Source organism: Metapseudomonas resinovorans (assembly GCF_002003485.1).
In the GTDB taxonomy this organism is placed as follows: Bacteria; Pseudomonadota; Gammaproteobacteria; order Pseudomonadales; family Pseudomonadaceae; genus Metapseudomonas; species Metapseudomonas resinovorans_D.
Map to the genome: position 1 here is coordinate 14229 of NZ_BDMA01000038.1, position 18109 is coordinate 32337.

Genomic DNA, 18109 nt, shown 5'->3' on the forward strand with positions numbered 1-18109 from the left:
TCCTGACCGAGGTGAATCCATGAGCGCATACGACGTGGTGGTGATAGGTGGCGGCCCGGGCGGCTACAACGCGGCGATCAAGGCCGGACAGCTGGGCATGAAGGTGGCCTGTGTCGAGGGCCGGGAAACCCTGGGTGGCACGTGCCTGAACGTCGGCTGCATGCCGTCCAAGGCCCTGCTTCACGCCTCCGAGCTCTATGAAGCGGCCTCCGGCAAGGAGTTCGCCACCTTGGGAATCCAGGTCGAACCCAAGCTGGACCTCGCGCAGATGATGAAGCAGAAGGCCGAGAGCGTGGCCGCCCTGACCAAGGGCATCGAGTTCCTGTTTCGCAAGAACAAGGTCGAGTGGATCAAGGGTTGGGGTCGCGTCGACGGCGCGGGCAAGGTCGTGGTGACCGCGTCCGACGGCCAGCAGCAGACCCTTGAGGCTCGCGACATCGTCATCGCCACCGGCTCGGTGCCGAGCCCCCTGCCGGGCGTGACCATCGACAACAAACGCATCCTCGACTCCACGGGCGCCCTGTCACTGCCGGAGGTTCCCAAGCATCTGGTGGTGATCGGCGCTGGCGTGATTGGCCTGGAACTGGGTTCGGTCTGGCGTCGCCTCGGCGCACAGGTGACGGTGGTGGAATACCTGGGCCGCATCTGCCCCGGCCTGGATGAGGAAACCGCCAAGACCCTGCAACGCTCCCTGACCAAGCAGGGCATGACCTTCAAGCTCAGCTCCAAGGTCACCAGCGCCAAGACGGACAAGGCAGGCGTCGAGCTCGCCATCGAGCCCGCTGCCGGGGGCCTGGCGGAAACCCTCAAGGCCGACTACGTGCTGGTCGCCATCGGCCGCCGTCCCTACACCGAGGGACTTGGCTTGGAGACCGTGGGCCTGGCCACCGACAACCGCGGCGTCCTCGCCAACGAGGGCCACAAGACCAGCGCTCCGGGCGTCTGGGTCATCGGTGACGTCACTTCCGGCGTGATGCTCGCGCACAAGGCCGAAGACGAAGGCATCGTTTGCATCGAGCGCATTGCCGGACAGGCTGCCGAGGTGAACTACAACCTCATTCCCAGCGTGATCTACACCCGTCCGGAAGTGGCCAGCGTGGGCAAGAGTGAAGAACAGCTGAAGGCCGAAGGACGTCTCTACCGTGTCGGCAAGTTCCCCTTCACCGCCAACAGCCGGGCCAAGATCAACCATGAAACCGAAGGCTTCGTGAAGGTCCTCGCGGACGAGCGCACCGACGAAGTGCTGGGCGTGCACATGGTGGGCCCGAGCGTCAGTGAAATGATCGGCGAGTACTGCGTGGCCATGGAGTTCTCCGCTTCGGCGGAAGACATCGCCCTCACCTGCCACCCGCACCCGACCCGCTCCGAAGCCCTACGCCAGGCGGCGATGGATGTGCACGGCGCGGCAATGCAGGCCTGATCCTGTGGGGGCGAATTCATTCGCGAATGAATTCGCCCCCTACAGCGCCAGGACGTCGAGCCCAAGCTTGGATTGATTGCCCTCAACCCTGCCCTTTAGCTCGGTCCGGACCGTAGGGTGCGCTGTGCGCACCGACTTCAGGAACCGCTTCGACACCCCGTCAAACCGCCGGTGCGCACGGCGCACCCTACCGGAGTGACCTCATCCCCCCCAGAGACCCCGCCCATCAGAACGCCAATGCCCTGCCCAGCTCGTCCCCGCGCGGGTCCCCTTCCCGGCTTACCAGCGCGTAGTTGTAGCCATTCCTCGACCAGTACCGCGCCTCCAGTCCGCCGTCGCGGCGCTGGCCTTTCTTCATGCTCGGGTAGAGCGAGCCCGACGCTCGCAGGTAGAGGCTGACCCCGTTGTCCCTGTCCGTCCTCGAACAGCAACAAGGCGGCGGCCCCCTGCTCCGCTGTCAGGCCACTGCCAGAACCTCACCATCGGCGGGAATCAGCAGTCGGTGCATAACGCCAATCTCCGCCGCTGCATCCGCCAGCTCCTCCCGGGTGACCGGACAGTGGTTGATCGCTTCCAGGTGGTTCGCGACAACGGTCCCCTCGCTGAAGCGCATGAATTCGAGCACATCGTCCAGCCCCATGATGATGTCGTCGCCCACATCGAATCGCGCCCCACCGGCGGGCACAACGCTGACCTGCGGCTGATGCTGTAGGACGAAATCGCGCACCGTGGACGTCAGGATCGTGTCGCCAGCCAGATACAAGCTGGGCTCGCCGGGAAGCTCGATCAGGTAACCCACGCCATGCTCCATCAGACGTCCGACCAGCCCTTTGCCGTGCAGGCAGCGGATTGTCCGGATCGTGCCACCCAGGAAGGGAGTCGGCTGCTCATGCCCCTCCGGCAGTGACTGCACGTTCAAGCCTCGCTTCGCCAGATAGGGCGCGTCATTCGGTGTGCAGATAACGGGGATCTGCCGCTCCCTCAACCAGCGCGTGCCCGCCCGATCCAGATGGTCGAAGTGCCCCTTCTGGCAGTGCGTGATCAGGCAGTGGGTCACCGTTTCCAGAGCCTGCGACGCTGATTCCGGTAGCTCGACGGTCGGGTTTCTCTGCCGCCCCGAGAGAACCCGCAGCGAGGGAAGCGCACCTTTGTTCGCCAGCATCGGATCGACCAGGATGCGATAGGCGCCCAATTCGAGAATGATCGTTGCGTTGCGGATCTGCTGAATCTTCATCATGAACCCCTCCTCAGGTGTGGCTTCATGGTGACGATTCACAACAACGGCCATAATGGCAGGACTCGACATAATTGATTCATTTCCAGCCATGCCCAGCACACTACAGATCGGTCTCCTTCTCTTCCCCGGCTGCATGCCTGCCGGACTCCTGGCGTTCGCCGACATGCTCCACGCCGCCAATCGGCGAGCAGGACGCAGGATTTTTGAAACGCACTTCGTGAGTGAGCGAACTGGCCCAGTCGAGTGTGCCCATGGCCTCGTCCTCACCTCGGCTCAGGGCATCGCCGAGCGCGAGCTGGATGCGCTCCTGATACCCGGATTCTGGGCGGAGTCCTCGCAACAGGTCGAGGCAACGCTGGCCGGCAATACCCAACTGCTCGCCACCCTGGCAACGCTCAGCAAACGTTGCAGCCTATGGAGCTACTGCACGGGTGTCTGCCTGGTCGCCGCCTGCGGCCGCCTTGATGGCCAGCACGCAACGGTCACCTGGTGGCTGGCGGATGCGCTGCTCAAGCGCTACCCCAAGGTCCGCTGGCAGAGCGAGAAGAACGCCATATTCAACAAGCGCAATGCCACCGCGAGCGGCGTGAATGGATACTTGCCTCTCGCCCAGGCGTTGATCGAGCGAGAGGTCAGCGCAACGGTCTTTCACGATCTCAACAGACTGATGGTGCTTCCGCGCCCCGCGCAGACTCACGATGCATTCCGTTCCCTCAGCCTCATCGAACAACCCAGTCAATTACTGCGGCGGATGCACAAACTGGTGCAGGAGTTGCCGGCCGAACACATCAGCGTCCAGAAACTGGCGGATGCGCTGGGCATGTCCGAACGCACGCTGGCGCGCAAGGTAAGGGACGAAACGGGAACGGCAGTCGCCGCCTATGCGCGCCGAATCAAGCTGAGCCAGGTCGGCGAACGCCTGACCCTGACCTCGGCACCGCTCAAGACGATCAGCGACGAGCTGGGTTTCAGCAGCGATTCCAACCTGCGGCGGATGTTCAAGGAGCTGACAGAGCTGACCCCGGCGGAGTACCGGCAGCGGTTTGCCTGTTTCTGACGCGGGAGATGGCTAATTAGAGCGGTTTTGAGTCAGGCGGATATCGAAGACATTGCGGAGTACCTGAAGTCGCTGTGACGTCGCAAGAAGCTGCATTGCCCGTAGGAGCTGGCTTGCCAGCGAATGGCCCCTTTCGCTAGCAAGCCAGCTCCTAAAGGTTCCTGGACCGACATAGCCAATGAATTATCAGACCGTAGGGTGCGCTGTGCGCACCGACTTCAGGAACCGCATCGCCACCCCGTCAAACTGCCGGTGCGCACGGCGCACCCTACCGGATTGGCTTCATCCTGCCAGCCAGACTTCGCCCCGGCCCTCCCATTAGAACGACAGCGCTCTGCCCAGCTCATCGCCGCGCGGGTCCCCTTCCCGGCTTACCAGCGCGTAGTTGTAGCCATTCCTCGACCAGTACCGCGCCTCCAGTCCGCCGTCGCTGCGCTGGCCTTTCTTCATGCTTGGGTAGAGCGAGCCCGGCGCTCGCAGGTAGAGGCTGACCCGCTGTCCCTGTCCGTCCTCGAACAGCAACAAGGCGGCCGCACCCTGCTCCGTCACCAGCCAGCGTCCGCCGACTGGCGTGAAGCCATAGGGGCTGAGGTCGGGAATTCGCGCGGCGTGGCTGAAGCGCTGGTCCAGCCAGGCCTGGAGTTCACCGGGGCGGGTCGCCTGGATATCCACGACCGGGTTCGCCGAGAACAACCGGTGGGCCTGCAGCGCGTCCTGCATCGGCGGGTTCGCCGCCACGAGACTCATGTCCCGCGCTTGCCAACCGCCGATGCCGCCAGCACCCAGGGCCAGTACGAAGGACGCGGCCAGAGCCAGGCGCCGTTGCTTGCGCGCGTGCATCGTGCGGCGTATCGCCTGCGGGTCGAGGCGCGGGTTGGGTGCCAATCCCGGACTGGCGAGGGCCGCGCGTAGCGCCTGAGCATCACGGCGCCAGGCTTCCACTTGCGCCGCCGCTTCGGGGTTGGCCGCCAGATAAGCCTCCACGGCCTGGCGTTGTTCAGCGTCGAGCTGGCCGTCGAGATAGGCGTGCAGGTCGTCTTCACCGGGATGGAATGCGTTCATTTGAGTACCCGAAGCTGAGGGTTGGACATCTCGCCCTCGGCCAGTTCGCGCAGCGCCTTGCGTGCGCGGGACAGCCTGGACATCACGGTGCCGATGGGAATCCCGAGGGCTTCGGCGGCTTCCTTGTAGCTGAGCCCTTCGACGCTCACCAGCAGCAACAGCGCACGCTGCTCCGTTGGTAGTCGGCCAAAGGCCTCCAGCGTGGCCTGGTTGACCACCAGGTCCTCCGTGGACGGCGCCTCTTCGCTGCGAGCGCCGAAGAATTCCAGCAGTCGCGCATGGCGACGAGCGCGGCGCTGGCCGTCGAGAAACTGCCGGTAAAGGATGGAGAACAACCAGGCGCGCAGATCGCCGTCACGCTTGCTGCTCCAGCGGGAAAGCGCACGTTCCAGGGTCGCCTGGACCAGGTCGTCGGCGCTGCTGGCATTGCGCGTCAGCCACAGCGCAAAGCGCCGCAGGCGCTGTAACAACTCTCGCAGTTCCGCGTCTTCGATCATGTTCATAGCCAGTTCGTGTGCTGCTCTTGCCAAGGGTGCGAGGGGAAGACGCGCGAAGCGGGAAATTATTCCCGGCCGGGAATAAAGGTCTTCGGCCTGCGTCATACCGGCTCATGGACAAGGGCATGTGGCCCGGGAGTATCGCATGAGCAACGCAACACCCAAGGGGTTCGACCTGGCGGCACGGCTGGCCGTGATCGGCCTGGCCGTCGGCGGCCTGGCTGCCGGCTTCGCCTATGCCGCCGGCTGGTTTGGCAGCGAGCGCGTAACGCCGCAACAGATCATCGACGCCTTCGAAACCAACGCCGGGAAGTTTCCCGGCTATCGCAAGAACCATGCGAAGGGCATCTGCATCGCCGGGCATTTCGAAAGCAGCGGCCAGGCCGCAAGCCTGTCCCGCGCCAGCGTGTTTGCGCCCGGCACCGTGCCGGTGATCGGTCGCCTGGCCATTGGCGGCAGCAACCCGCATGCACCGGACGCTGGCGTGCCGGTGCGCAGCATGGCCCTGCTGTTCCAGCTGCCTGGCGGCGAGCAGTGGCGCACCGGCATGAACAGTTTTCCAGTGCTGCCGGTAGCGACCCCGGAGGCGTTCTACGAACAGGTACTGGCTTCGCGCCCCGATCCCGCCACCGGCAAGCCGGACCCGGCAAAGATGCAGGCATTTTTCGCCGCCCACCCGGAAAGCTCAGCCTTCCGCCAATGGGCCCAGACCGCGAAGCCCAGCAACAGCTTTGCCAACGTCGCCTACAACGGCGTCAATGCCTTCCGCCTGCTGGATGCCGCCGGAAATGCCCAATTCGTGCGCTGGTCGGTACAGCCCGATACGCCCTTCGAGCCGATTGGCGAAGCCGGCAACGACCCGGAGTTTCTCAGCCATGACCTGCAACAGCGCCTCTCCAAAGGACCGCTGCGCTGGCACCTGGTATTGACCGTGGCCAACCCCGGCGACCCCACCGATGACGCCACCCGCGAATGGCCAGCCGACCGCCGCCAGGTGGATGCCGGCACCCTGGTGGTGGTGAGCGCCGAACCTCAGGCCAATGGGGCCTGCCGCGACATCAACTACGACCCGCTGGTCTTGCCCGACGGCATCCAGGCCTCGGACGACCCGATTCTCGCCGCCCGCTCGGCTGCCTATGCCGTGTCCTACAACCGCCGCACCCGCGAAGGTGCGCCTCACCCAGAGCAAGGAGCCCAGCCATGAGCGCGCCCACCCATTTCAACCCGCTGCTGCGCGTACTGCACTGGCTGATGGCGATTCTCCTGCTGGCCATGCTGTTCATTGGCGTCAGCATGGTGGGCGACCTGTCGCCCCGTCACAGCGTCCTGATTGCCGTGCACAAACCCTTGGGCCTGGCGCTTCTGGTACTGGTGCTGATTCGCCTGGTGGTGCGCCTTGCCCGCCCCGTGCCGACTCTGCCCGCCGACATGCCCAGCTGGCAGCAGAGAGTCGCCAAGCTGTCGCACCTGCTGCTCTATGCCCTGATGCTCGCCTTGCCCCTGGTGGGCTGGGCCATGCAATCGGCCGGTGGTTATCCGCTGGCGCTCCACGACTCGCTGCTACTGCCGCCCATCGTCTCGCAGGACGCTCAGCTCTATGCCTGGCTGCGCCTGGCCCACACTGTACTGGCGTACCTGCTGTTCATCAGCATCCTGGCGCACCTGGCGGCGGCCCTCAACCACGCGCTCATCCGCAGGGATGGCGTGCTCTCGAGCATGACCACCGGCAGCGGCATCCGTCCGATGCCCGATGGTCAGTAGACGCGGGACTACCCGCAAATCCCCTCTCCAGCAGGAGAATCCGCCATGAAAACCCTTGTAGTCGCCTTGAGCCTCAGTCTTGCTTCCACCGTCGCCCTTGCCGCCAGCACGGAGAGCGCGCCGCCGGTTACCCAGTACGAGTACGGCGTGCACCTGGATATCGCCCGTGTATTGGAAATGACCGACCTGTCGACCTTCTGCGGCATCGGGCCGGCGCGCATGACCTACGAAGACAGCCAGATGCAGACGAAGACCCTCGAGTACCTGGTCTGGGGCACCGGCTGCAAGAACGACTACTGAGGAGCGGTAGGTTGGGCTGAGCGCCACGAAGCCCGACAGCGCATCGTTGGGCTTCGCCGGCTCAGACCAGCGTGGCCCGCACCAACCTACGAAACCCGGGCGCTCGTCGGCGGTCCATAGCAGATCGCCAACCCGCGCCCGAGGCCGTCCCTTGAAAAACCCGCTGCTGTTACTGCTGGCCACCCTCCTTGGCTCCCAGGCCTTCGCCTCCAGCGACCAGGCCTGGAAGGAGCACGATGCCCGCCTGCTCAGCGCCTGCAAGGCCGTCAGTGGTCTGAAGGACGTCCGCCCCGCCGGCCAACCCGTGCTCTTCGATGATCGCCTCGGGCTGACTGCTCTGGTGCTGGAGGGCCGCTACCCGCAACCCCATATGAAGAACCAGCGTGGTCGCGAGCTGTGCCTGTTCGAGCGCAAGTCGCGCAAGGCCCATATCGCCGAAGCCGACGCCCTGCTGGACGCCCGCAAGCCCTGAGTCAGAACCAGCCTTTCCACTTGAACCAGGCGTACGGCAGGATTGCCGAGACCACCATCAGGCCCAGCGCCACCGGATAGCCGAACGCCCAGTCCAGTTCCGGCATGGCCCGGAAGTTCATGCCGTACACCGTGCCCACCAGGGTCGGTGGCAGGAAGAGCACGGCGGCGATGGAAAACACCTTGATGATGCTGTTCTGCTCGATGTCGATCAGCCCCAGGGTGGCGCTGAGCAGGAAGGCGATCTCGTCGAACATTTTCGCCACGTAGTCCACCAGCGAGCGAATGTCCCGCTCGATCGAGCGCGAGCGGTCCAGCCCCTGCTCGCTCAGCCAGAGCTCCGACCACGCATTCGAATAGTCCAGCACGCGGCCCATGCCGGTCAGGCTCTCGCGCAACTTCACCAGTGCCGAGTTGTGCCGGCCGAGGCGCTTGACCACCTGCTGCAGGTCGGTCCGATTGCCCTTGCGCCGGGGTGCCGCGCCACGCTCCTCACTGAACACCGCACCGGACATCTCATCCAGCTCGCGCTGCGTCAGTTCCAGCATGTCGGCGATATGGTCCACCACGCTGCCGCACAGGGAGAGAAATATCTGCTCGCTGGAGGAATGGGTTTCCGGCTCGCGGAGGAACTTGTCCTCCAGGTATTCGAAGAACGGCAGGTTGGCGTAGCGCACCGTCACCAGGTAATCCGGCGCCACCACGAACATCACGTCGCTGGAAATCGGCCGCTGTTCGCGCAATCCGCTCACCAGGGTGGCATTCATGTAGAGGGTGCCGGCGTGCTGGTAGAGACGCGAGGTTTCCTCGATCTCGACGATGGCCTCGCGACCGGGAATCTCCACGCCAAGGGCCTCGGCGATGAATGCCGCTTCCTCGGGCTCCGGGTCCATCAAGTCGATCCACAACGTGCCGGGCGGAATGGCCTCGCCGGGGCGGCCCGTGGTGGCGTGCAGGACGCCGGCATCCTGCGCGTAGAAGTGGATCATCCGTTGGCTCCTTGGACGTATGGAAATGATTAAAGCACCGGTCATGCCCTGCGAAGACGCGTCTGGCGGACCGGGAGGCACGCGCCCCGCACCTGGGCTAGGTTGAGACCAAGGCAAAGGAGGCAACCATGACCCAGCGCAACTCACCCGTGGAGCCGGGCGAAGCGGTGCCCTGGTTCACCAGCAGCACCCCCAGCCGCGAGCGCTTCACTTTCGACACCGCCGCCGGGCGCTACATCGTCCTGAGCTTTCTCGGCTCGACATCGGACCCGACGGCGGCGCGGGTACTCACCGATCTGCTCGCCCGCCGCGAGCATTTCAACGACGAGCAGGCAAGCTTCTTTGGCGTCATCGCCGACCCGCGCGACCGCGACCAGCAGCGCATCCGTGACTTCCTGCCGGGCATTCGCTTTTTCTGGGACATCGACCGCACCATCTGCAATCTCTACGGCGTCCAGCGGGAGAACGGCGCCATCCGCCAGACGACCTATGTGCTGGACCCGCGCCTGCGGGTGATCGCAGTGCTGCCAGTCGCCACGGGTGGCGAGGGCCATGTCGATGCCGTCCTGGCGCTGCTCCAGGCGCAGGACCCCATCTCCGCGCCAGCCATCGCCCAACCCCAGGCGCCAGTGCTGGTGATTCCACGCATCTTCGAACCCGCGTTGTGCCAGACGCTGATCGACTACTACGAGCGTCTGGGCGGCACGGAATCGGGCTATATGGTCGAGCGCGACGGCATGACGGTTGAAGTCCTCAAGCACGAGCACAAGCGTCGCCGCGACTGCGCGCTGGAAGACGAGCAACTGCGCCAGACCTGCATGCACCGCATCACCACGCGGCTCGTCCCGGAACTGCAGAAAGCCTTCCAGTTCCATGCCACGCGCATGGAACGCTACCTGGTGGCCTGCTACGACGCCGAGGAAGGCGGCCACTTCCGCCCCCACCGCGACAACACCACCAAGGGCACCGCCCACCGCCGCTTCGCCGTCTCACTGTTCCTCAACAGCGGCGAGTACGAAGGTGGCCAGCTGCGCTTCCCGGAATTCGGGCGCAGCCTCTACAGCGCCCCCAGGGGCGGCGCTGTGGTGTTTTCCTGCTCGCTGCTGCACGAGGCCACGCCCGTCACGCAGGGGCGTCGCTACATGTTCCTGCCCTTCCTCTATGACGAGGAGGCGCGGCGCATTCGCGAAGAAAACCAGCAGTACCTGGCCGGACAGGCCGAGCAGTGATCGGCCTGCTGCTTTATCATTCCGCCCCCGCCGCGATTGATGAAGGATGTGCCCGATGACTCACGAAAACCTGCTGGATGCCCTGCTGGCCGCCGACATGCTGCTGATCGACGATCTGCATGCCTGGGAGTTCGATCTGGACGAAGCGCTGGTGGAAGCACTGGAAGGCGGCCAACCCGGCGAGCCCGAAGCCCAGTTGCTACGGATCGCCTGCATGGACGGGCGCACCCGCCGTGAATGGCGCTTCACCCAGGCGGCCGTGCAAGCCGCGCGCTTCGACAGCGCGAGCGGTTGCTGGAAACTCGCCGGGGCCGAAGGCGAACACGCGCTGCTGTGCCTGGATGCAGTCGGCGGCGATGCCGAGGATGAAGACGAGCAGGAGTGATTTGACATTGTAGGGGCGAATTCATTCGCCAAGGACGACCTAGTCGTCCCCCTGCCGACTAGGCCCGTTCAGGTGAGGACGTTGCGCACGAAGCGCACCAACTGTTCGCTTTCATTGGCATAGATGTAGGCCTGGTCGCTACCGAACACCAGGAAGTCTCCGGCCGCCACCTGATGCGTCTCGCCACTGTGCAATACGGTCAGATTGCCTTCGATCACGTAGATCATCTCCCGCCAGCCCTCGGCATCCGGCTCAGCTGTATAGCGCTCGCCGGGCTCCAGCGACCAGCTCCAGAGTTCGACCTCATGGCGTGTCGCCGAACTGGCCAGCAAGGTTGCGCGACTGCCCGGCTTGGAGCCGACCCAGGCGACCGCGTTGATGCGCGAACGATCAGGGCGATCCGGCTGCTGCACCAGATCGGGGAAAAGCACGCCAAGAGCTGCGGCAATGCGGTCCAGGGTGGCCAGGCTGACATTCACATCACCGCCTTCGATACCCACCAGCATCCGCCGGCTGACACCTGCGGCACCGGCCAAGGCCTCCTGACTCAGCCCCGCTGCGCGACGCAGGCGGCGAACGTTTTCGGAGACGTGTTCGAGGACATTGGGGCGCTCATCTGATTTGGGCAACATATTGCTCACACCCTGAATTTTGCGCATTATGTTGCACATAACCAGTCAAACACGCCACCCCCACCGTCTTGCCGGATTTGCCTCCATGTCTTCGCTGTCGCGTCGCCTTGCTTCCACCCTGCTCCCCGTTGCCGTCCTCATGGTGGCCATGGCCTCGATCCAGAGCGGCGCCTCCCTGGCCAAGTCACTGTTCCCGGTCATCGGCGCCCAGGGCACGACCGCGCTGCGCCTGATATTCGCCGCGATCATCCTCATGCTGATCCTGCGCCCGTGGCGCGCGCGCATCAGCAAGGACTCGCTGCTGCCACTGATCATGTACGGCCTCGCCCTGGGCGGCATGAACCTGCTGTTCTACATGTCCCTGCGCACCATTCCGCTGGGTATCGCCGTCGCCCTGGAGTTCACCGGCCCATTGGCGGTGGCGCTGTTCGCCTCGCGCCGGGCGATCGACTTCATCTGGATCGGCCTGGCGGTCGTGGGCCTCTGGCTGCTCCTGCCACTGGGCAAGAGCGAAGGCCACCTGGACCTGACCGGCATGGCCTACGCGCTTGGTGCGGGCGTGTGCTGGGCGCTCTACATCGTCTATGGCGCGCGTGCCGGTAGCGACCATGGCATGCAAGGCGCCGCCCTGGGCGTCATGGTCGCGGCGCTGTTCATCGCCCCGATCGGCATCGTCCATGCCGGCACCGAGCTGTTGCGCCCTGAACTGTTGCCCGTGGCACTGGCCGTTGCGCTGCTCTCCACCGCCATCCCCTATACGCTGGAGATGGTCGCCCTCACGCGCCTGCCCGCCCAGACCTTCGGCACCCTGATGAGCATCGAACCGGCCTTTGGCGCACTTTCGGGGCTGCTCTTCCTCGGCGAGCAGCTTTCGCTGCTGCAATGGCTGGCGATCCTCTGCATCATCCTCGCGTCCGTTGGTTGCACCGTCACCGCAGCGCCGCGCCCGCAAACACAGCCACTGGTACCCGCCGACTGAGCACGGGCATTTCCGCTCAATATCCTCTTGCGGAGAACGGGTGATTCTCCGCAGGCTATAGCGATCCGGACCGCGCCTTACAGGTACCTCAATGAACAGACTTCCCTATGTCGCCACCGGCTGCCAGCCGGTGAACTGGCAGCTCGACCAGATCGTCAACGACCTGCGCGACGCCCGCGCCCAATGGCGCTCCCAACACGGCCGCCTGCAGGACCGCGGTGGCCGCGAGCTGCCGTCGCGCGTGACTGTCGGGCATATCATCGAAGCCCTTTCCGGCGCCCTCTTCCCCATGCGCCTCGGCCCGGCCGACCTGCGTGAGGAAAGCGAGGACTTCTACGTTGGTCATACCCTCGACGTGGCGCTCAACGCGCTGGCCGGTGAGGTGCGACGCGAGCTTTCCTACGCGGCTCGACACAACGGTACCAGCGGCGACGACATCGCCTGCCAGGCCATCGAGATCGTCAAGGGCTTCGCCGCCACCCTGCCCGGGTTGCGGATACTGCTGGACACCGATGTGCTGGCCGCCTTCCAGGGTGATCCGGCAGCCCGCAGCGTGGATGAAGTGCTGATCTGCTATCCGGGCGTTCATGCGGTGATCCACCACCGCCTCGCCCACTATTTCTACAAGGCCGGCCTGCCGCTGCTGGCGCGGATGATCGCCGAGATCGCCCACTCCGCCACCGGCATCGACATCCACCCTGGCGCCCAGATCGGCAAGAGCTTCTTCATCGACCACGGCACCGGTGTGGTGATTGGTGAAACGGCGATCATTGGCGAGCGGGTCCGCATCTACCAGGCCGTGACCCTGGGCGCCAAACGCTTCCCGGCGGATGAGGAAGGCAACCTGCAGAAGGGCCAACCACGCCACCCGATCGTCGAAGACGACGTGGTGATCTACGCAGGCGCCACCATCCTCGGCCGCATCACCATCGGCAAGGGTTCCACCATTGGCGGTAACGTCTGGCTGACCCGCAGCGTGCCGGAACTCAGCAACATCACTCAGGCGAACCTGCAGAACGAAAGCGGGGTTTGAACTGCGACCAACTTGTGGGAGCGAATTCATTCACGATTGAAATCGCTCCCACAGGGGTAAGCCCGGCGCTCGGCAGCCACATGTCCCCCTCACCCCAACCCTCTCCCTCAGGGAGAGGGGGCTGATGGTGCAGGACTGAAAGAACGTGCCAGCCGCGTAGGGTGGAAATCGCTTTTCATTTCCACCAAAAGAAACGACCCCATCAGGGGCCGTTTTTCATTGTGTGGTCGACTCAGCGCAGCTTGTCGACCATCGCCGCAATCACCGTCAGTACGTCCTTGCCCAGCCGCTTGGAACGGTCGCCGTTCCAGGCCGTGCGCGGGTGCGGGTTGTCGTCGTGGTCCTTGAACGGCATTTCGATGGTGAAGGACAGGCAATCGAATGCCATGCCCACGGCATTGCAGGCCAGTGTGGTATTGGCCTGGCCAGGCTCGTCGCGGGGATAGCCGAACGCTGTCTGGAACTCCGCGCCCATGTCGACCAGGCGCTGGCGGAACTCGGACTCAAGGGCCTCCAGACGCGGCGTGTAGCCGGGGTTGCCTTCACAGCCGGCGGTGAATACGTGGGGGATTTCCTCGTCGCCGTGGATGTCGAGGAAGAGGTCCACGCCCACCTTGCGCATCTGCTGCTGGACGAAGAACACCTCGGGCGTTTCCGTATCGTTGGCAGACTGCCACGCGCGGTTGAGGTCCTTGCCGGCGGCGTTGGTGCGCAAATGACCACGGAAGGCACCGTCCGGGTTCATGTTCGGCACCAGGTAGAGGTCGGCCTTGGCCAGCAGCGCGTCCAGTTCGGCATCGCCCTGCTTCGACAGACGCTCGATCACGCCCTCGATGTACCACTCGGCCATGTGCTCGCCGGGATGCTGCTGGGCGATGATCCAGACCTTGCGCTGGGCATCGGGGTTGCGGCTGATCCGCAGCAGCGGAATCTCGCGGCCTTCGAGGCTCTTGCCGATCGCCACGATTTCGGCCCCCGCCTTGTCCAGAGCCTCGCTGATCAGCCATTCGTGGCGAGCGCGGCTGTAAGGCTCGAAATAGGCGAACCAGATCTGCTCGTGGGTGGGCTCCAGGGCGAAGTGCAGGCCCTTGTCGTCGAAGCTGCTGGGGACTCGGAACCAGTGGACCTGGTCGTAGGAGGCAGCGGCGTTGTAGCCGGTCCAGGCGTGACTGTAAGCCGACTGCGCGGCGTTGGTCAGACTGAAGCCGTGGCGCTCACCGGGAGTCAGGCCGTCGACTTTGAAGTGGAACCACTGGAAGTGGTGGCTCTTCAGGTCCGGGCGCATGGCCAGCAGCACCTGTTGCGGGTTGCTGGCGTCAATTACTTCGATGTTGCCGCTGTCGAAGTCCGAGCTGATCTTCATGGATACCTCAGGGGCGGTGTTTCACGGTTGCGACAGGATCGCAGGTCGAATCGTGCGGGGAAATCGCAGGGGCGACATCGACAGACAGCCGGCGCCCCGCAAAGGATCACTCGCGGTCTTCCAGGCGAGCCAGACGCGCTTCAAGATCGGCGACCCGTGCTTCGAGTTCCTCGATCCGGGAATCGGTGGCAGCCCGCGATTCGCTCCGCTCCGGCTGGCTCGCACGCGCCTCCAGCAGCGCCTCCAGGTCGACCGGCTCACCCATCAGGTGCATATAGCGATCCTCGCGCTGTCCGCCCTGGCGCGGCATCAGCACCGCCAGCCCGCGAGCGATCAGCCGTTCGAGCTGGTGACGGACATCCTCGGTATCGTCGAAGTCGGTCATGCGATTGCTACGGGTCAGCAGCTCGCCCAGGGTCTGCGGGCCCCGCAGAAGCAGCAGGCCGATGAGGATCAACTGCGGCTGCACCACTTCCAGCGCCTTGTCCGTGCGTTGCTCCCAACGGTCGGCGCGACTGCCCATCACCAGCTTCACCAGGTTGCGTGCCTCGAGGTTGCGCAGCGACTGCCCAGCCTGTCCGGGCGTGACATTCATCACTGGCTCGCGGCTGGTCTTCTGGTTGCAGGCCAGAACCAGGGCGTTGAGGGTCAGCGGGTAGGACTCGGGCGTCGTGGCCTGTTTTTCGATCAGGCTCCCAAGCAGCCGGGCCTCGATGGCATTGAGTGGAGCGTCGGCGAACTGGGCATGAATCTCGGTGGACATAGCACTATCCGTTTGCTGAAAAGTGCCCACTAGCCTAGTCCCCGCCGACTGGCGAGAAAAGCGTTCCACCCAGACGCCTTCCGATAAGTGCTTCCGCAAAAGCGCTCCATCACCCGCGTAAACGCTCTTTTTGAAGGGTACCCATCCCATCCAATCGAATAGTTCGATTATACCAATTTCAGGAAAAAGCCTTTCCACTCTGCGTAACGGCGCCCCATTAAAACATCTAACCTATTGTTTTTTATGGATACGCCATAACTATCATTAACGTCGATGGTAACCATTACCCAGGATCACTTCTTCATCGAAATCACATCAGTAACATGGGCCCCACAGACAAACACCACCCCCAAAACCCAGGTGCCCAAAATGAAAAAACAAATCCTCGCCAGCCTGTTCTTCGCCAGCCTGTCCGCTTCCGCTTCCGCTTCCGCTTTCGCCCTTTCGGTTGCCGAGGGTGGCGCTGATCGCACCAATGTCCACCGCGTCGCTGAAAGCGGCGCCGAGCGTTCGCAATCCCTGCGGGTTGCTGAAAGTGGTTCCGAGCGTTCCGAGTCCCTGCGGGTTGCCGAAGGCGGCTCCGATCGCACCAAGGCCTTCGATGTTGCCGAGAACGGTTCTGAGCGTTCGCAGTCCCTGCGCGTTGCTGAAGGTGGTTCCGACCGCACCAAGGCTTTCGACGTGGCTGAAAACGGTTCCGAGCGCTCGCAGGGCCTGCGCGTTGCCGAAGGTGGTGCCGACCGCACTGGTGCCAACCGCATCAGCTGATCCCGGAGCACTTCAGAGGCAGGCAATCACGATGTATGCAAATCCTCGAAAGGCAGAAGGCGCCACCTGTGGCGCCTTCAGTCTTTTTGGGGCTTGGAAAAACTTCACCGGATGAGACGACCCCCAAGATGTCGCTCGGCAATGGGTGATGGGTTTCGCAAGCTCAACCCATCCTACGGGTGAGTCTCACCACCCCTGCACGTCTACACCGCCCTCTTTACTTCACCAGGCTCAGTCGCTTGTCGGTGAACACGCAGATCACCCCCGCGTCGTTGTACATCACCTGGTAATTGAAGTCGCAATACGCCGCCGCCACGCTCAGCGGCAGGGACTGGTTGACGGCCTTGCCCGCCTTGAACCAGGACATCTGACCCGGTTTGCACAGCTTGGCCTCGGCATCGGTGCTGTAGGTGCACAGCACCGCCTGGTCGATGGGCTCTTCTTTCATGCAACCAGCCAGTGGCAGGGCCACGAGGCCGACGAGCGCAAGTTTCTTCAATGGGGACATGGAGAGCTCCGTGTTGGGTCGATCCGCCTCATGCGGACCCGGGACCTTTGATCCATGGCCCCGCGCCGGGTTCCGCAGCCGGATCAGGTATAGCCGGTATAGAGCAACATTCCCCAGGACATCAGAAAAGTCGCCGCCAGCCCGACCAGGTAATAGCCGCCCGCAAGCAACAGCTTGATGGACAGCCGACGGGGTGAATCATGGATCAGCGGAAGTGCGGAAATGGCCGGCACCAGGAACATGCCGAAAGTGCTCAGGCTCGAGTTGAACAGCCAGTGGATCTGGAAGAACTCATGGAGAAACTGGGCAAGGAAGATGAACAGGACGGGCGACCAGACAGGGGCGACCAACAGCATGGCCTCCGCCGGATCCCGAAAAGGATGTTTCTGCTCGCTATGGACGCCCATTTCGCCCCCTGTTCAGGTGGCCCAAGGTTCTTTTGCAACATTTTGTGTGAGGCTAGACAACCTTGCTACCAGTGCAAGCCCGCGTCGGCCGTAGCCGACATGCTGCTATCCAACGGCCACGGCCGGCACAGGGTCTATAGTCGATGGAAGTCTTTTTCCGTCGAACGCCGCCACCGGAGACCCGCGCATGGACACTAGCCATCACTCCCTCACCGCCCTCTTCGATCAACTCGGCCTGCCCTCCGCAAAGTCCGAGATAGACCGCTTCGTCAGCGGGCATCGCCTGGCAGTGGGCCAGGCCTTGCCTGACGCGCCATTCTGGAATGCAGGCCAATCGGACTTCCTGCGCGACGCCCTGCGGGAAGACTCCGACTGGACCGAGGAAGCCGACGAACTGGCAGTACTCCTGAGCAAATAGACGAGATGAAAAAAGGCGGCCGCCTGGGCCGCCTCTTTTGCTTGACGGGATCAGAAATCCTGAACTGCGGGGCGCAGTACCACTTCGTTGATGTCCACGTCGGCTGGCTGCTCGATGGCATAGGCGATGGCCCGAGCCACGGAATCGGCAGGAATCGCCATTTTGTAGAACTCGCCGACTGCCTGAGTGCTTGCCTGGTGGGAGCTGCCGTGCTTCAGCTCGGAATCCACGGCACCGGGAGAGATCACCGTCGTGCGGATAGAACCATCGACTTCATGGCGCAGCCCTTCGCTGATGGCGCGTACCGCGAATTTGGTGGCGCTGTAGACGGTACCGCCCGGGCTGAACACCTTGATGCCGGCCACCGAGGCGACGTTGATGAAGTGTCCGCCGCCCTGCTTGCGGAACAGCGGGAGCGCCGCCGCAATGCCGTGGAGTACGCCCATGACGTTGATATCGAACATGCGCGACCACTCGTCTACCTTGACCTCATCCATAGGCGCGACGGCCATCAATCCGGCGTTGTTCACCAGAACGTCGACGCGACCAAAACGCCGTACCGCGCCGTCGATCAGGCCGGCCACCTGCTCGGCAGACGTCACGTCGGTGGCGATTGCCACGGCCTCGCCACCGTTGCCTTCGATCTCGGCAACCAGGCTTTGCAGGCGTTCGACCCGACGCGCGCCGAGCACCACCTTGGCACCCAGGGACGCCAGGTGGCGGGCGGTGGCCTCACCCAGACCGCTACTGGCACCGGTAATGACCACGACCTTGGAAGAAATGTTGTTGCTCATTGAGGGCACTCCAGAGAAGCCCGGAATCGGGATGAA

General features: G+C 63.9%; 22 protein-coding genes. 12 read left to right on the plus strand and 10 right to left on the minus strand.

From position 1 onward, the window contains the following. The first annotated feature begins 19 nt into the window (after positions 1 to 19). On the plus strand, positions 20 to 1420 hold the full coding sequence (gene lpdA, locus MnOB_RS11495; protein ID WP_077524359.1) for a dihydrolipoyl dehydrogenase: 1401 nt from the start codon (positions 20 to 22) through the stop codon (positions 1418 to 1420). A gap of 457 nt (positions 1421 to 1877) precedes the next feature. Here the strand turns inward: lpdA and MnOB_RS11500 are convergent, their stop codons facing one another. After that, complete coding sequence (locus MnOB_RS11500) at positions 1878 to 2654, minus strand: MBL fold metallo-hydrolase (protein ID WP_077524395.1); 777 nt, start codon at positions 2652 to 2654, stop codon at positions 1878 to 1880. Positions 2655 to 2709: 55 nt separating this feature from the next. On the opposite strand from MnOB_RS11500, the gene MnOB_RS11505 reads away from it, so the two are divergent. Further along, positions 2710 to 3714: a GlxA family transcriptional regulator gene (locus MnOB_RS11505; RefSeq protein ID WP_234358237.1), complete on the plus strand. Its 1005-nt coding sequence runs from the start codon at positions 2710 to 2712 to the stop codon at positions 3712 to 3714. Between the two features lie 318 nt (positions 3715 to 4032). Here MnOB_RS11505 and MnOB_RS11510 read toward each other — a convergent pair whose 3' ends face one another. Together MnOB_RS11510 and MnOB_RS11515 are read right to left on the minus strand one after the other, a co-directional pair. Then, the gene (locus MnOB_RS11510) at positions 4033 to 4776 is read right to left on the minus strand and encodes an anti-sigma factor family protein (protein WP_077524360.1); all 744 of its coding nucleotides are present in this window, start codon (positions 4774 to 4776) and stop codon (positions 4033 to 4035) included. Continuing rightward, positions 4773 to 5279, minus strand: coding sequence for a sigma-70 family RNA polymerase sigma factor (locus MnOB_RS11515; RefSeq protein ID WP_077524361.1), 507 nt, complete (start codon positions 5277 to 5279; stop codon positions 4773 to 4775). The genes MnOB_RS11510 and MnOB_RS11515 overlap by 4 nt, the downstream gene beginning before the upstream one ends. A 139-nt stretch (positions 5280 to 5418) precedes the next feature. Between MnOB_RS11515 and MnOB_RS11520 the strand changes: the two genes are divergently transcribed. The 4 genes from MnOB_RS11520 (at position 5419) to MnOB_RS11535 (ending at position 7806) form a co-directional block, all read left to right on the plus strand. After that, entirely contained in the window at positions 5419 to 6477 is a 1059-nt protein-coding gene (locus tag MnOB_RS11520; RefSeq protein ID WP_077524362.1) for a catalase family peroxidase, read from the plus strand. Continuing rightward, positions 6474 to 7034, plus strand: a complete 561-nt coding sequence (locus tag MnOB_RS11525) for a cytochrome b (protein ID WP_077524363.1) — start codon at positions 6474 to 6476, stop codon at positions 7032 to 7034. Before MnOB_RS11520 ends, MnOB_RS11525 begins: the two co-directional genes overlap by 4 nt. A gap of 45 nt (positions 7035 to 7079) precedes the next feature. Further along, complete coding sequence (locus MnOB_RS11530) at positions 7080 to 7334, plus strand: DUF2790 domain-containing protein (protein ID WP_077524364.1); 255 nt, start codon at positions 7080 to 7082, stop codon at positions 7332 to 7334. Between the two features lie 151 nt (positions 7335 to 7485). Beyond that, entirely contained in the window at positions 7486 to 7806 is a 321-nt protein-coding gene (locus tag MnOB_RS11535) for a hypothetical protein (protein ID WP_077524365.1), read from the plus strand. Between the two features lies 1 nt (position 7807). Here MnOB_RS11535 and MnOB_RS11540 read toward each other — a convergent pair whose 3' ends face one another. Next, a complete protein-coding gene (locus MnOB_RS11540) occupies positions 7808 to 8794 on the minus strand; it encodes a magnesium transporter CorA family protein (RefSeq protein ID WP_077524366.1) in 987 nt (328 codons plus the stop codon). Between the two features lie 128 nt (positions 8795 to 8922). Between MnOB_RS11540 and MnOB_RS11545 the strand changes: the two genes are divergently transcribed. Together MnOB_RS11545 and MnOB_RS11550 are read left to right on the plus strand one after the other, a co-directional pair. Further along, the gene (locus tag MnOB_RS11545) at positions 8923 to 10023 is read left to right on the plus strand and encodes a 2OG-Fe(II) oxygenase (protein WP_077524367.1); all 1101 of its coding nucleotides are present in this window, start codon (positions 8923 to 8925) and stop codon (positions 10021 to 10023) included. A 55-nt stretch (positions 10024 to 10078) separates the two neighbouring features. Continuing rightward, positions 10079 to 10408: a DUF5629 family protein gene (locus MnOB_RS11550; protein WP_077524368.1), complete on the plus strand. Its 330-nt coding sequence runs from the start codon at positions 10079 to 10081 to the stop codon at positions 10406 to 10408. 68 nt (positions 10409 to 10476) lie between these two features. Here the strand turns inward: MnOB_RS11550 and MnOB_RS11555 are convergent, their stop codons facing one another. Further along, complete coding sequence (locus MnOB_RS11555; RefSeq protein ID WP_077524369.1) at positions 10477 to 11067, minus strand: helix-turn-helix domain-containing protein; 591 nt, start codon at positions 11065 to 11067, stop codon at positions 10477 to 10479. 58 nt (positions 11068 to 11125) lie between these two features. Here MnOB_RS11555 and rhtA point away from each other — a divergent pair, with 58 nt between their 5' ends. Both rhtA and epsC read left to right on the plus strand, forming a co-directional pair. Continuing rightward, positions 11126 to 12019: a threonine/homoserine exporter RhtA gene (rhtA, locus tag MnOB_RS11560; protein WP_077524370.1), complete on the plus strand. Its 894-nt coding sequence runs from the start codon at positions 11126 to 11128 to the stop codon at positions 12017 to 12019. A gap of 91 nt (positions 12020 to 12110) precedes the next feature. Continuing rightward, positions 12111 to 13052, plus strand: a complete 942-nt coding sequence (epsC, locus tag MnOB_RS11565) for a serine O-acetyltransferase EpsC (protein WP_077524371.1) — start codon at positions 12111 to 12113, stop codon at positions 13050 to 13052. Positions 13053 to 13284: 232 nt separating this feature from the next. Here the strand turns inward: epsC and MnOB_RS11570 are convergent, their stop codons facing one another. After that, positions 13285 to 14415 (minus strand): M14 family metallopeptidase, encoded by a 1131-nt coding sequence (locus MnOB_RS11570; protein ID WP_077524372.1) that lies wholly within the window; start codon positions 14413 to 14415, stop codon positions 13285 to 13287. Between the two features lie 106 nt (positions 14416 to 14521). Further along, positions 14522 to 15178 carry a YceH family protein gene (locus tag MnOB_RS11575; RefSeq protein WP_077524373.1) on the minus strand — a complete coding sequence of 219 codons (657 nt, stop codon included), beginning with the start codon at positions 15176 to 15178 and terminating at the stop codon, positions 14522 to 14524. A 369-nt stretch (positions 15179 to 15547) separates the two neighbouring features. Here MnOB_RS11575 and MnOB_RS11580 point away from each other — a divergent pair, with 369 nt between their 5' ends. Beyond that, positions 15548 to 15946, plus strand: coding sequence for a hypothetical protein (locus MnOB_RS11580; protein WP_077524374.1), 399 nt, complete (start codon positions 15548 to 15550; stop codon positions 15944 to 15946). A gap of 217 nt (positions 15947 to 16163) precedes the next feature. On the opposite strand, the gene MnOB_RS11585 is transcribed toward MnOB_RS11580, so the two are convergent. Together MnOB_RS11585 and MnOB_RS11590 are read right to left on the minus strand one after the other, a co-directional pair. Beyond that, positions 16164 to 16454 carry a hypothetical protein gene (locus MnOB_RS11585; RefSeq protein WP_077524375.1) on the minus strand — a complete coding sequence of 97 codons (291 nt, stop codon included), beginning with the start codon at positions 16452 to 16454 and terminating at the stop codon, positions 16164 to 16166. 83 nt (positions 16455 to 16537) lie between these two features. Continuing rightward, positions 16538 to 16810: a hypothetical protein gene (locus tag MnOB_RS11590; protein WP_158713798.1), complete on the minus strand. Its 273-nt coding sequence runs from the start codon at positions 16808 to 16810 to the stop codon at positions 16538 to 16540. A 238-nt stretch (positions 16811 to 17048) separates the two neighbouring features. On the opposite strand from MnOB_RS11590, the gene MnOB_RS11595 reads away from it, so the two are divergent. Then, the gene (locus MnOB_RS11595; RefSeq protein WP_077524377.1) at positions 17049 to 17279 is read left to right on the plus strand and encodes a DUF2789 domain-containing protein; all 231 of its coding nucleotides are present in this window, start codon (positions 17049 to 17051) and stop codon (positions 17277 to 17279) included. Between the two features lie 50 nt (positions 17280 to 17329). On the opposite strand, the gene MnOB_RS11600 is transcribed toward MnOB_RS11595, so the two are convergent. Further along, positions 17330 to 18073: an SDR family oxidoreductase gene (locus MnOB_RS11600; protein WP_077524378.1), complete on the minus strand. Its 744-nt coding sequence runs from the start codon at positions 18071 to 18073 to the stop codon at positions 17330 to 17332. Positions 18074 to 18109: the final 36 nt, after the last annotated feature.